The organism is Streptomyces sp. NPDC051662 (genome assembly GCF_040681655.1).
GTDB lineage: Bacteria > Actinomycetota > Actinomycetes > Streptomycetales > Streptomycetaceae > Streptomyces.
The window spans coordinates 192,091-204,398 of sequence record NZ_JBFAZD010000016.1 but is presented as its reverse complement, the minus strand read 5'-3'; the positions used below and the strand labels follow the sequence as shown (position 1 = coordinate 204,398).

Annotated in this window: 13 protein-coding genes and 1 pseudogene; 9 read left to right on the top strand and 5 right to left on the bottom strand. The window is 69.0% G+C overall.

Annotated elements, in window-relative coordinates; genetic code table 11:
• Nucleotides 1-201: 201 nt before the first annotated feature.
• From hemB to AB0M67_RS26180, 3 genes are all read left to right on the top strand, one after another.
• The gene (gene hemB, locus AB0M67_RS26190) at nt 202-1,191 is read left to right on the top strand and encodes a porphobilinogen synthase (protein ID WP_365749204.1); all 990 of its coding nucleotides are present in this window, start codon (nt 202-204) and stop codon (nt 1,189-1,191) included.
• A 185-nt stretch (nt 1,192-1,376) separates the two neighbouring features.
• Nucleotides 1,377-2,342: an STM4015 family protein gene (locus AB0M67_RS26185; RefSeq protein ID WP_365749202.1), complete on the top strand. Its 966-nt coding sequence runs from the start codon at nt 1,377-1,379 to the stop codon at nt 2,340-2,342.
• Between the two features lie 66 nt (nt 2,343-2,408).
• Nucleotides 2,409-3,584, top strand: a complete 1,176-nt coding sequence (locus AB0M67_RS26180) for a hypothetical protein (protein WP_365749200.1) — start codon at nt 2,409-2,411, stop codon at nt 3,582-3,584.
• A gap of 75 nt (nt 3,585-3,659) precedes the next feature.
• Here the strand turns inward: AB0M67_RS26180 and AB0M67_RS26175 are convergent, their stop codons facing one another.
• Both AB0M67_RS26175 and AB0M67_RS26170 read right to left on the bottom strand, forming a co-directional pair.
• Nucleotides 3,660-4,394, bottom strand: coding sequence for a DUF4232 domain-containing protein (locus tag AB0M67_RS26175; RefSeq protein WP_365749198.1), 735 nt, complete (start codon nt 4,392-4,394; stop codon nt 3,660-3,662).
• A gap of 43 nt (nt 4,395-4,437) precedes the next feature.
• A complete protein-coding gene (locus AB0M67_RS26170; RefSeq protein ID WP_365749196.1) occupies nt 4,438-4,569 on the bottom strand; it encodes a hypothetical protein in 132 nt (43 codons plus the stop codon).
• 147 nt (nt 4,570-4,716) lie between these two features.
• Between AB0M67_RS26170 and AB0M67_RS26165 the strand changes: the two genes are divergently transcribed.
• The 4 genes and pseudogenes from AB0M67_RS26165 to AB0M67_RS26150 all read left to right on the top strand — a co-directional run.
• Entirely contained in the window at nt 4,717-6,156 is a 1,440-nt protein-coding gene (locus AB0M67_RS26165) for a helix-turn-helix domain-containing protein (RefSeq protein ID WP_365749194.1), read from the top strand.
• Nucleotides 6,157-6,222: 66 nt separating this feature from the next.
• The gene (locus tag AB0M67_RS26160) at nt 6,223-6,837 is read left to right on the top strand and encodes a helix-turn-helix domain-containing protein (RefSeq protein WP_365749192.1); all 615 of its coding nucleotides are present in this window, start codon (nt 6,223-6,225) and stop codon (nt 6,835-6,837) included.
• 141 nt (nt 6,838-6,978) lie between these two features.
• Entirely contained in the window at nt 6,979-8,157 is a 1,179-nt protein-coding gene (locus AB0M67_RS26155) for an MFS transporter (RefSeq protein ID WP_365749190.1), read from the top strand.
• A gap of 134 nt (nt 8,158-8,291) precedes the next feature.
• Nucleotides 8,292-8,741: pseudogene (locus AB0M67_RS26150) on the top strand (SRPBCC domain-containing protein); the annotation flags it as partial.
• 75 nt (nt 8,742-8,816) lie between these two features.
• Here AB0M67_RS26150 and AB0M67_RS26145 read toward each other — a convergent pair.
• A complete protein-coding gene (locus AB0M67_RS26145) occupies nt 8,817-9,194 on the bottom strand; it encodes a helix-turn-helix domain-containing protein (RefSeq protein WP_365749250.1) in 378 nt (125 codons plus the stop codon).
• A 120-nt stretch (nt 9,195-9,314) separates the two neighbouring features.
• On the opposite strand from AB0M67_RS26145, the gene AB0M67_RS26140 reads away from it, so the two are divergent.
• Both AB0M67_RS26140 and prcB read left to right on the top strand, forming a co-directional pair.
• A complete protein-coding gene (locus AB0M67_RS26140) occupies nt 9,315-10,190 on the top strand; it encodes an NAD(P)-binding domain-containing protein (protein ID WP_365749188.1) in 876 nt (291 codons plus the stop codon).
• 214 nt (nt 10,191-10,404) lie between these two features.
• Nucleotides 10,405-11,250, top strand: coding sequence for a proteasome subunit beta (prcB, locus tag AB0M67_RS26135; protein WP_365749186.1), 846 nt, complete (start codon nt 10,405-10,407; stop codon nt 11,248-11,250).
• On the opposite strand, the gene AB0M67_RS26130 is transcribed toward prcB, so the two are convergent.
• Entirely contained in the window at nt 11,247-11,465 is a 219-nt protein-coding gene (locus AB0M67_RS26130; protein ID WP_365749184.1) for a DUF397 domain-containing protein, read from the bottom strand. The two genes, prcB and AB0M67_RS26130, sit on opposite strands and share 4 nt — an antisense overlap.
• Nucleotides 11,462-12,289: a helix-turn-helix transcriptional regulator gene (locus AB0M67_RS26125; protein ID WP_365749182.1), complete on the bottom strand. Its 828-nt coding sequence runs from the start codon at nt 12,287-12,289 to the stop codon at nt 11,462-11,464. The genes AB0M67_RS26130 and AB0M67_RS26125 overlap by 4 nt, the downstream gene beginning before the upstream one ends.
• Nucleotides 12,290-12,308 lie beyond the last annotated feature (19 nt).

The following is a 12,308-nucleotide window of genomic DNA, read 5'->3' as shown; positions in this document are numbered from 1 at the left end:
GGCCCTGAAGGCACGAGACCCTGAAGGCGCGAGACCCTGAAGGCAGCGAGACCTTGAAGGCACGAAGGCGCGCCCCGGGTTTCGCCGCCGGTTTCCCGGTCGTGGTGTCGGTAAAGGGGCGGGGATGCCGGGTTTATGGTCGAAGGGGTCCGACGGCCGGCCGGGCCCCGACGAAGCAGCGGACCCAAGAGGCGACTGACGATGACTGTGCACGGATCCTTCCCCGGCTCGCGGCCCCGGCGGCTGCGGGTGAACCCGGTGATGCGACGGATGGTGGCCGAGACCCGGCTGCACCCGGCGGATCTCATCCTTCCCGCGTTCGTACGCGAGGGCATCAGCCGGCCCGTTCCGATCTCCGCGATGCCCGGCGTCGTCCAGCACACGCTGGACACGCTGCGCAAGACGGCGGTGGAGGCGGCCTCGGCCGGCGTCTCCGGGATCATGCTCTTCGGTGTCCCCGAGGACGACAAGAAGGACGCGACGGGTACGGCGGGCACGGACCCGGACGGGATCCTCCAGGCCGCGATCCGCGCCGTGCGGGAAGAGGTCGGCGACGACCTGGTCGTCATGTCCGACCTGTGTCTGGACGAGTTCACCGACCACGGCCACTGCGGGGTACTGGACGACCAGGGGCGGGTCGACAACGACGCGACCCTGGAGCGGTACGCCGAGATGGCCCAGGTCCAGGCCGACGCGGGCGCCCATGTGGTGGGCCCCAGCGGCATGATGGACGGTCAGATCGGCGTCGTGCGCGACGCGCTCGACACGATCGGCAGGGAGGACGTGTCGATCCTCGCGTACACCGTGAAGTACTCGTCGGCGTTCTACGGCCCGTTCCGGGAGGCCGTCGGCTCCTCGCTGAAGGGCGACCGCAAGACCTACCAGCAGGACCCGGCGAACGCCCGGGAGTCACTGCGCGAGCTGGCGCTCGACCTCGAAGAGGGCGCCGACATGGTGATGGTCAAGCCGGCGCTGCCGTATCTGGACATCCTGGCGCGTATCGCGGCCGAGGTGGACGTGCCGGTCGCGGCGTACCAGATCTCCGGCGAGTACGCGATGGTCGAGGCGGCGGCGGAGAAGGGCTGGATCGACCGCGACGCGGCGATCCTGGAGACCCTGACCGGGGTCAAGCGCGCCGGGGCGAACATGATCCTGACGTACTGGGCGACCGAGGTGGCGGGGAAGCTCTGACGCCGGGCGGTGAGGCCGGGGCTGTGCAGGCCGGGGTCCTGGCGCCCGGCCCTGAGACCGGGGCTGTGAGGCCGGGTCCCTGAGGCCGGGGGCTCCGAGACCCGGGGCTCCGAGGCCGGGCTGTCGGAGGTCGCTGGTAGAACAGGGCGCACCGATGCCGGCCCCAAGAGCCCCGGGAGCCCCCCTTGTCCTACGTCCAGCACGTCGAGCGGTTCCATGGCCTACCCGTACTGACCGTTCCGCCGTACACCCGGGCCACGGAACTGCCCGACGCCGGTTCGGTCGCCTGGCGTCTGTGGACCGGGCCGTACTCGTCCGACGAGGACTACGAGGACTACTGGGACCGCTTCACCAGCACGGTGGAGCTGGCGAAGGTACGGGCGCTGGTCCTCGGCCATGGCGCGCACTACCTGTCCGACCAGCCGCTCATCGACCTGAGCTCCCGGCTGGCCGGCCTCGAAGCGCTCTTCCTCAGTGACCTGGAGGACGAGGAGGAGATGATCTCCTCGATCGGGCAATCCGATCTCGCGCCGCTGCTGGAGGCGTTTCCCGGTCTGCGGGAGCTGGCCGTTCGCGGGGGAGCGGGGCTGGACTTTCCCGTGACAGGTCACGCGGGGCTGCGGGTGCTGCGTGTCGAGTCCGGTGGGCTGCCTCCCGAGGCGGCGGCGCACATCGCCGCCGCCGATCTGCCCTCGCTGGAGCGGCTGGAGCTGTGGCTGGGAGACGACGAGTACGGCGGCGGCACCACCGTCGAGCAGCTCGCCCCGCTCCTCGCGGGTGAACACAAGCCCGCTCTGCGCCACTTGGGCTTGCAGAACAGCCCCATCCAGGACGAACTGGCCGCCGCGATCGCCTCCGCGCCGGTCGTGCCACGGCTCACCTCACTGAGCCTGTCCATGGGCACGCTCTCCGACGAGGGCGCGGAAGCGCTGCTGCACGGGCAGCCGCTCACCCACCTCAGGGAACTCGATCTCTCACACCACTTCCTCAGCCACGACATGATGCTGCGGATATGGACGGCGCTGGAGCCCGCGGGGGTTCGGGTGAACCTGTACGGGAGGAATGAGGTGGAAGGCGATGAATGGGGTGAATGGGCGGTCGACGACGAGGAGTTCGGCAACGGCGGCCGTTACATCGCGGTGGCCGAATGACCGCCGCACCTGATCCTCGCCGCCGTACTCGCCCCGCGCGCCCGCCCCGCTCCCGAAAGGTCCACGATGTCGAACAGCCCTGAATCCCAGGATCCGGAGGACCTCCGGATCACCCATCTCCGGGTGGGACGTGAGACCTCCTGGGCGAAGCCCGACCGGCGGGTGCCGTTCGGGCATGTTCTGTTGGCCGCCGCGACGGTGGAGTGTTCTCCCGCCGCCATCGTGTCGAGGCTGACCGCGCTGGGATACACCGACGTCGAGCTTCCGGACGGCCCGCTGCCCCGCACGGTCGACCGGGACGACGCTCTGCTGATCAAGGCGGAGACGTACAGCCTGTCGTGGTTCGAACTCGGCAAGCCCGTGCCGCTGCGGCACATACTCGCCGCGGCGGGCCGGGTGGGCCGGAGCCCCGCCGACGCCGCGCGCAGGCTGACCGCCTTCGGCTACGCCGTCCAGGCCGGGCATCCGCTGCCCGAATCCCCGGACACCCGGGACATCGCGCTGATCCGCACGGGAGGCAGGGGCAACGGAGAGTGGCTGGACTGGGGCGCGGAGGTGCCCGCACGCCATGTGCTCGCTGCCGCGGCGGAGCTCGGGTACAGCCCGTACGCCGCCGCCACCCGGCTGATCGGGCTCGGCTTCCGGCTGCCCTACACGCCCGAACCCGGGGACGAGCGGATTCTCCGATGCGGGGTCGGCCACAAGCCCTGGCCGTCCCGGTACTCAGCCGTGCCCAGCGGGCATGTCCTCGATGTCGCACGGGAGACGGGCCGGCCGCAGGCGGCCATTGTCGCCCGGCTGAGGGAGCTGGGCTGCGGAACGGACGGGCCCGTGCCGGACGCTCCGGAGGCGGACGACCTCGTTCTCCTCAGCCAGGAACTGGACGGCCGCGCGCCCTGGTTGTCGGTGAACCGTGTCGTCGGGGTGCAGCTGCGGCACATCCTGCGCGCGGCCCTCGTGACGGGACGGACCCCCGCGGACATCACCGGGAGGCTGGCCGCGCTGGGGCACTGGCTGCACGACAACGCGAAGGTGCCCGCGGTCGCGGACGTGAAGGACATCCGGCTGCTGGAGACGGTCGACCGCTCGTCCCTGGACAACGTCCATCTCGAACATGTCCTGCGCAGCGCGAGCCTGACGGGGAGGAGCCCGGCGGACGTCGCGTCGCGGTTGACCGCCCTCGGCTACCGGCTGCCGGACGAGGTGGACTACCCGGAGGTACGGGGTACGGTCGCGGCCTGATCGGGGCCCCGGCCGCTGTTCGGGCGGGGCCCCGATCAGACGGGGGCTGGGCGAGGGTGTCACCAAGTGAGAGCGTCACCAGGTGAGGGCGTCGGCCATCTCCATCTGCCAGTACGACACGGACGTGGTGTCGGAGATCATCGTCCCCGCGGGGAGTGCGATCGGGCCGTAGGGGGAACCCACCGAGCCCTGGTTGTCGCGTCCGGGGAAGTGGACGGTCAGCTCCTCCGCCGCGATGTCCGGGGACCCGTCGCCGCCCAGGGCGATCGAGGCGTAGGCCGACTGTCCCGGGGAGAGGGTGACGACGGCCTGCGGCTGGCTGTCCTCGTTGACCTGCGTGGCGGCCTGGGCGTCATCGAAGCGGAGGAGCGGGGCGTAGTAGGCGTCGCAGTTCTTGCCACCGGTGTTGGTGACCGTCAGGAGAAGGTGATTGATCGGTCGGCTGACCTGGCTGACCTTGACCTTGGCGTTGTCGCCCGTGCAGGCGGTGCCCCTGGAGGGGGCCTTGGAGGTGGTGTTCTTGGCGGCGCTGTCCTTCGGGGTGCTGTTCTTCGGGGTGGTGCCGCCCCCGCTTGTGCCTGTGTTGCTGCCGCCGCCTTCGCTGTTGCCGCTGAGCCGGTCGGCGGACGTCTGCTGTTCGTTGTCCGTCGGCGTCTGCTGCCCGGCCGGCGGCGTGCTGGAGGACGCGGCGGTCCCTCCGGAGTTCTTCGCGGCGTCGGCGGAGTCGCCGGGCCCGCAGGCGGTGAGGGCGAGGGAGGCGATAAGAGCGGTCGCGGCTGCCGCGACGGCGCGATGACGGATCGTACGCATAAGGATGGAGTCCCCGTTTCGGTGAGGTTGTCGAGTGATGCGTTCAGCGACGGTTGACGAGCGTGAGCACGACCACCGTGGAGGCGATCACCACGACGACGGCCAGCGCGTCGACCAGGCTGATACGGAGTCGAGTTCTGATTTCTGCTCCCCGTTCGGCCGGCGCTGCACCCACCTTGCGGGGCGGTCGGAAGCGGCCGCAATCGGCAGGGGACAATGGGGGAAGCTGGAACGCTCGCACAGACTCTGACCTGGGGAGACATGGTTTCCCTGGAACGCGTTCCCGGGACGGACCGGCAGGAACCAGGGAGGGGAACAACGGGTGGCGACGACCGAGGCCGAGGCTTTCGCGGAACTGCTCAGGGGGCTGAAGGACCGCTCGGGACGCAGCTACGGCGTCCTCGCGGGGAGGCTCCATGTCAGTACGTCCACGCTGCACCGCTACTGCAACGGGGACGCCGTGCCGACCGATTACGCGTCGGTGGAGCGGCTCGCGCGGCTGTGCGGGGCGAGCGCCGAGGAACTGGTCGAGCTGCACCGGCGGTGGATCCTCGCCGACGAGGCGAGACGGCGGGCCCGGTCGGCTCCGTCGGCCTCGCCGTCTGCCACCCCGGTGCCCGTGTCTCCGGCGCCCGGCTCGGGGACTGACGGTGATGCCGGTGCGGGTGCCGGTGCCGGTGATGACGGTGAGGCTGAGGCCCCGGCCGAGGTTGCCCCCGTACCGGAGGCCGGACCCCGGCCCGGAGCCGGCCCCGGTCGCGAGTCCGTGACCGAGCCCGTACCCGTACTCGTATCCGGGTCCGAGTCCGGGTCCGGGTCCGGGTCCGTGCTCGGGTCCGTCGCCGGGCCCCGCGTCGCCCGTTTCCCCCGTACCAAACGCCTGCGTCTTGTTCTAGCCGCCGTGGCGGTCGTCGCGGTCGTCGTACCCGCCGTCGCCTACGCCGGCAGGCCGTCGACCGATGACCGTTCCGCCGCCTCGGAGGTGTCGGAGGCTCCGTACCAGGAGACGGAGGAGAGCGCCTCGCCCTCCGCCTCGTCGGACGGCAAGGACAAGCAGGCGCCGTCCGCCTCGCCCTCCCTCACCCCTTCCCGGAGCGCGAGCCCGTCCGGCGCCCCCACCACGCGTGAGGAGCCCACGGCAGCGGGCAAGCCCTCCAGTGACGCGGTGCCGGTGACGGTGGCGACCCGGCCGTACGCCTTCGAGGACCCGTGCAGTCAGCACTACCTCATCGACAGCCCGCCCGAGGAGGTCCCCCCGCCGCCCACCGAGCAGGACGCGCCCGGCTGGGTCGGGGCGCTCGGCGGGGTGGCGAGCGACAGTCAGTTCATCGAGCTGACCTTGCAGGGCACGGGCAGTGAGACGGTCGTGCTGCGGGCCCTGAACGTACGGATCGTGAAGAGCGACGCCCCGCTCGCCTGGACCGACTACGCGATGGGTGTCGGCTGCGGCGGCGGCGTGGGCACGAAGTCCTTCGCCGTCAACCTGGACGCGGGCCGGCCCAGTTCCGTACCGAAGGCCGGACAGCGGGACTTCCCTTACAAGGTCAGCGAGTCGGACCCCGAGGTCTTCTACATCTCGGCCAGTTCGAAGACGCGGGACGTCAGCTGGTACCTGGAGCTGGATTGGACCAGCGGTGAGCGGCACGGCACGATCCGCGTGGACGACAACGGGAAGCCCTTCCGTACGAGCGGGGCGGCGGGGCGTCCTTCGTACAACTACCCGCCGGGTGGGTCGGAGTGGCAGAAGCCCCTTGACGGCTGACGGCTGACGGCTGAGCGTCGACGTAGATATTGCATCGGGCGTTCCAAAACCTGTAGCGTGCCGGTCATGGCCAGACCGAGGACATTCGACGAGGACCGGGCCCTGGACGCGGCGATGCGTACGTTCTGGGCGAACGGTTACGAGGCGACCTCGACCCAGGACCTGTGCGAGGCCACCGGGCTGGGCCGCAGCAGCATCTACAACACCTTCCACAGCAAGCGCGACCTGTTCACCCGGTCCCTGGCCCGCTACATCGACACCATGACCACGCGGCAGATCCGCATCCTGGAGGACCAGGAGCGGTCGGCGGTGGAGCGGATCCAGGCGCTGTTCGACAGCATCATCGAGGGTGAGTTCGAGGTCCGTGAGGGGGTCCGTGGCGAGGGTGGCGGTCGCAGTCTGGGCTGTCTGACGGTCAATACGACCGTGGAACTCGCCGGACGCGACCCGGGCGCGGACGCCATTCTGGACCGCGATCTGACGCTTCGGCTCGCCGCGCTGCGGGCGGTGCTGGAGGCCGGTCAGCGCGCGGGTGAGATCGGCTCCTCGCGGGACGCGGGCGAACTGGCCCGGTTCCTCAACGCGGTGATCGGCGGCATGCGGGTCTCCGCCCAGGGAGGCGCGGACCGCGCCGCGCTGGAGTCGATCGCGGCCATCGCCGTGGACGCGCTCCGGCACTGATCCGCGCGGGCGCCCCGCACGCGCATGGGGTGCGCTTCCGTGTGCCCAAATTTTGAACTGATCGATCTAAAACAATCGCCATCGCCATCGCCATCGCCAATGCCGTCACCATCACCATCACGATCACGGGAGCCACCTGCCATGCCCCGCGCTGTTTACGTCCTCGCCTTGGGCATCTTCGCCATGGTGACCAGCGAGTTCGTCGTCGCTGGACTGATGCCCCAACTCGCCGCCGGACTGGACGCGACCGTCCCGCAGATCGGCTACCTGATCACCGCCTTCGCGGTGGCCATGGCCTTCGGAGGGCCCTTCCTCACCGTCGCGCTTCTGAGGACGCGGCAGAAGACCGCGCTGATGATCCTGTTCGCCGTCTTCCTGGTGGGCAATGTGCTGGCGGCCACCGCCACCGGTTACGGCGTGATGGTGGCGGCGCGGCTGATCACCGGCGCCGCCTCGCAGGCGTTCTTCGGGGTGGCCCTCTCGATCTCCGCCCAGCTCACCCGCCCCGAGGTACGGGGACGAGCCATCGCGGCGGTGATGAACGGGCTGATGCTGGGCACGCTGCTCGGACTGCCGCTGTCCACCCTGATAGGTGAACGGTTCGGCTGGCGGGCCGCCTTCTGGGCCATCTCCGCTCTGACCGTTCTCGCCGCGCTCTGCACGATCGTTGGTGTGCCGTCCCTGGGCCGTGCCGAGGGAACAGGGAACTTCCGCGCGGAACTCACGGTCTTCAAGAAGCGCCGGCTGTGGCTGGCGCTCTCCACGAGCACGATGATCATCGGCGCGACCTTCGCCGCGTTCAGCTATCTCAACCCGATCCTGACGGAGGTCACCGGCTTCTCCACCAGAGCCGTACCGCTGCTGCTCATCGCGTACGGCGCGGCGACCGTCATCGGCAACACCGTCGTCGGCCGACTCGCCGACCGGTACACGCTGCGCGTGCTGGGCGGCGGACTCGCCCTGAACCTGGCGTTCCTCGCCGGGTTCGCGCTGCTCGCGGATGTGCCGGTGCCCGCTGTTGTGTGCATGCTGGGCATCGGACTGGTCGGCGTCACCATGAACCCCGCGATGGCCATCCGCGTCCAGCGCACGGCGAACGCGCGTGCCCTGGTGAACACCGTCCACACGTCCTTCATCACCCTCGGCGTGATCATCGGCTCGTCCGTGGGCGGACTCGCGATCAACGGCTTCGGGCTGCGGGGACCGCTGTGGCTGGGCGCGGTGCTGGCGGCGGTCGGCCTGGCCACGCTGCTCCCCGACGTCGTACGGGGGCGGTTGCGCCCATGCCCGAGTCCGGAATCGTCGTATGTGAAGAGTTAGGGGCCTGTCCGGCGTCCGTGACCCACCGCCGCCCTCGTTGTCGCTTCGGCGGGGCCGGCCGTCGTCCGCGAGGAGCCGCGCGGGCGGCATCGCTACTACCACCTTGAGGCGGCACCACTGGCCGAAGTGGGCGAGTGGCTGCATCCCTTCGAGCACTACTGGCGCGCCCGGATGGGCGCGCTGAGCGACCTGATCGACGAGGAGAACCCGTGAGCACCACCGACCCGAAGGTCATCCGCTGCGACCAGTTCATCGCCCATTCGCCCGCGGCGGTCTGGCGGGCGCTGACCGATCCCGAACTGCACGCGCGGTGGTGGGCCGCCGGTGATGTACGACCCGTCGTGGGTCACCGCTTCACCCTGGACATGGGGCAGTTCGGACAGCAGTCCTGCGAGGTGCCGGCGGTCGAGCCCGAACGCCTGCTCCGCTACAGCTTCGCCCCCGGCTCGCTGGACACCACGATCACCTGGCAGCTCCACCCCGAGGGCACGGGCACCCGCCTGTTCCTCGAACACGCCGGGTTCGACCTCGAATCCCCCCTGGGCAGGACCGCGTTCGACGGCATGGGACGTGGCTGGCCGGGCATCCTGCGGCGCGTCGAGCCGTCCCTCGCAGCGGCGAGCCAAAAGACCTGCGTCTGCGATCCGACCCAGCCGCTTCTACGGCCGAGTTGTCGCGGCAACGTCGCCGAAGATCCTTTCGGCTCCGATCCGCCGCATGCGTTCGGTGCCCCATTCTCCCAAGGAGGCAAGAGCAGCGTTGAGCGAGACGCCGTGCTCCGTCAAGGAGTACTCGACCTTCGGTGGCACCTCGCGGTACACCTCACGATGCACGAGCCCGTCTTCTTCCATCTCCCGCAGATGTTGAATCAGCATCTTCTCGCTGACACCCGGCAGACCGCGTCGAAGCTCGGCGAACCGGCGGGTCCCGTGGTGGTGCAGCTCCCAGAGGATGAGCGGCTTCCACTTGCCGGCGACTACGTCCATCGCCGCGTCGATGCCACAGAAATAGGGACCACGTCGCGCTGATGCTGCCATCCGCCCCCCAGAGATACTTACTCACGGGTGAGTACCCGACTAATTAGTCCGTACTGGTCAACTCTACTGGCTGCGGAGAGGATCGAGCCGAAGGACAAACACGAGGGGGAGCGCCAAAAAATGACAACTGACAACAGCGTTCAGGTGAGTGTTCTCGGGCTGGGGGCCATGGGCAGCGCTCTCGCGGGCGCCCTGGTGAAGGCCGGATACGCGACCACATGCTGGAACCGCTCACCGGGGAAGGCGGACGACCTCGTCGCGCAGGGCGCCAAGGCCGCCGACACGGCCGGCGACGCGGTCCGGGCCGGCCGATTGGTGATCGTATGCCTGCTGGACCACGCGTCGGTCCGTGAGGTGCTCGATCCGCTCTCCGATGAGCTGGCCGGACGAACCCTGGTCAACGTGACCACGACGTCACCCGCTCAGTCACGGGAGATGGCCCGCTGGGCCGCCGACGCCGGGGTCGCGTATCTGGACGGCGGCATCATGGCCGTACCGCACATGATCGGCCAACCTGGTGCATCGATCCTCTACAGCGGTTCGGCCGATGTCTTCGATCAGTACGAGCCGCTGCTCGACCTGTGGGGAGCCAGCACCTACTTCGGTGAGGATGCCGGACTGGCATCCCTGTGCGACCTCGCCCTGCTCGCGTCCATGTACGTCATGTTCGCCGGATTCATGCACGGCGCCGCCATGGTCGCGCCGGCCGGCGTGACGGCGGGCGAGTTCGCTGCCATGGCCACACCTTGGCTGACCGCCATGACCAGCGCCTTCGAAGGTTTCGCCGCGGTCATCGACGGCGGGGACTACACCGTCGAAGGGCAACAGAGCCTCGACTTCTCCAACCTCAGTGACCTCCTGGCCGCCAGTTCCGACCAGGGCATCAGCACCGAGGCAGTCGCCATGGTCCATCGGCTCGTCCAACGCCAGATCGACGCAGGCCATGGAGAGGACGGCTTCGCCCGAATCATCGAGAGCATCAAGCAGCCGGGCTGACGACTCCTCACCGTGGGAGTTTCTTCCCCAGGAGCTGGACTGTGCTGCTCCCGGGGCCTATCACGCCTCTCCGCGCGAGCTCTGAGCTGTGCGATTCGCCTGAAGTTACGGATTCGGAGGCGCAGGGCAGGTATCGGGCTGGCAAGCGCCGCCCGGGCCCCTGTCGGGGCGCGCGCCCGTCACGCACGCATCCGTCCACGGGAAGGACACGGACATGACCATCCGTCCACGCGGAACCGGCGGTCTCCCGCCCGCGTTCACCGCATCCGAAACGTCCTCGTTCCTGGAGTTCCTGTCGGCACAGGCACCCGACCTGCTGCCCACCGGACGGGCGATACCCGCGGTGAAGGGCGGCTTCGAGGCGCCCCATGGCACCACCATCGTCGCGGCGGAGTACGCCGACGGCGTGCTGGTGGCGGGGGACCGGCGCGTCACGATGGGCAACGTCATCGCACACCGCGAATGCGACAAGGTCTTCCCCGCCGATGAGCACTCGGCCATAGCCATCGCCGGGACCGTGGGCCTCGCGATCGAACTCGTCAAGCTGTTCCAACTGGAGCTTGAGCACTACGAGAAGATCGAGGGCGCGGCCCTCTCCCTCGACGGCAAGGCGAACCGGCTCACCACCATGGTCCGCGGCAACCTCTCCATGGCGATGCAGGGGCTGGCCGTGGTACCGATCTTCGCCGGCTATGACCTGGACAAGGGAGAGGGGCGCATTTTCTCCTACGACGTCACCGGCGGCCGGAGCGAGGAGAGAGGCGTGGCCGCCACCGGATCCGGTTCCGTCTACGCACGCGGTTCCCTGAAGAAGCTCTACCACGAGGGCATGTCGGAACAGGAAATCGTCATGGCCGCGGTGCACGCGCTCTACGACGCCGCGGACGACGACTCGGCCACGGGCGGCCCCGATCTCACCCGACGTCTCTTCCCGCTCGTCGCGCTCATCACGGCGGACGGATACCGACAACTGACGCAGGACGAAGTCGCCGAGGTCGCCCACACGGTGGTCGAGCAGCGTCTTCAGGTACCGAATGGCCCCCGAGCACCGCTCCTTTAGGCCGCCCGGTACGCCGTATCCGTATCCGCATCCGCCTGGCGGGCCGCGAAGGTGGTGAAGGCGGCCCAGGAGGTGGGGGCGAGGGTGAGGGTGGGGCCGGTGGGGTTCTTGGAGTCGCGGATGTGGATGGCGTGGGGGCGGGTGGCGACTTCGAGGCACTCGCCGCCTTCACTGCCGCTGTAGCTGGATTTGAACCACTGAAGCGCGGTGTTCATTGCTCTCCTAGAAGCTCGTCCAGCAGGCCCAAGGAATCCTCGGGGGTAAGGGCCTGCGAACGCAGCATCGCATACTTGCGAGCCAGGATGGACACCTCATCAGGGTCAGAGACCCACTGGCTGCCGCGCTGGGTTTCGTTGTAGGCGAGATGTTGGTGATCGGCGGTTTCCAGCAGGATGAAGGGGCCGTCCAGCCCGGCGTGGGTTTTCCGCTGAAGCAACAGGAACTGGATTGAGAGGCCCGGGAGTTCAGCGCATGTGCGTAGGTGGCGCAGTTGGTCGGCGTGGACCTTTGGGCCCCCGATGGGAAGGCGGAACACCGGCTCCCAGATGACGTAGCTGATGGTCGGAGGCATCTTGCGGTGCAGGATCTCTTGGCGCTCGATTCGGGCGGCAGTTTTGGTCTCGACTTCGTCCTCGTCGAAGGCCGGGATGCGGCTACGGAAAACCTCGCGTGCGTATGCCTCGGTCTGGAGCAGGCCAGGCAGGACCTGGTTCGCGTACAGCGATAGAGCGATCGCCTCGCGTTCGTGATCCACGTACTGCTCCGCCCACAGCGGGAACTGGTCAATCTCAGGCATGTTGGCCACTCCGACCGACAACGCCCCTTTAGTATCGAGGAGCTCGTCCAGCACCTCCGCCAGATCCGCCTTCAGCGGCCGTCGACCCTGCTCGATCGACGCGATGGTCTCCTCGTCGGCGATGACGCGTTCAGCGAGGGAACGCTGTGTGTAGCCCGCCGCCCGGCGGAAGGCCGCCAGCTGGGCGCCCAGCATCTTCATCGCCGAGGCGTTCTTCTTTCTCGGATGTTTCCTGGGATTCATGCCGGCCCAACTCCCCACG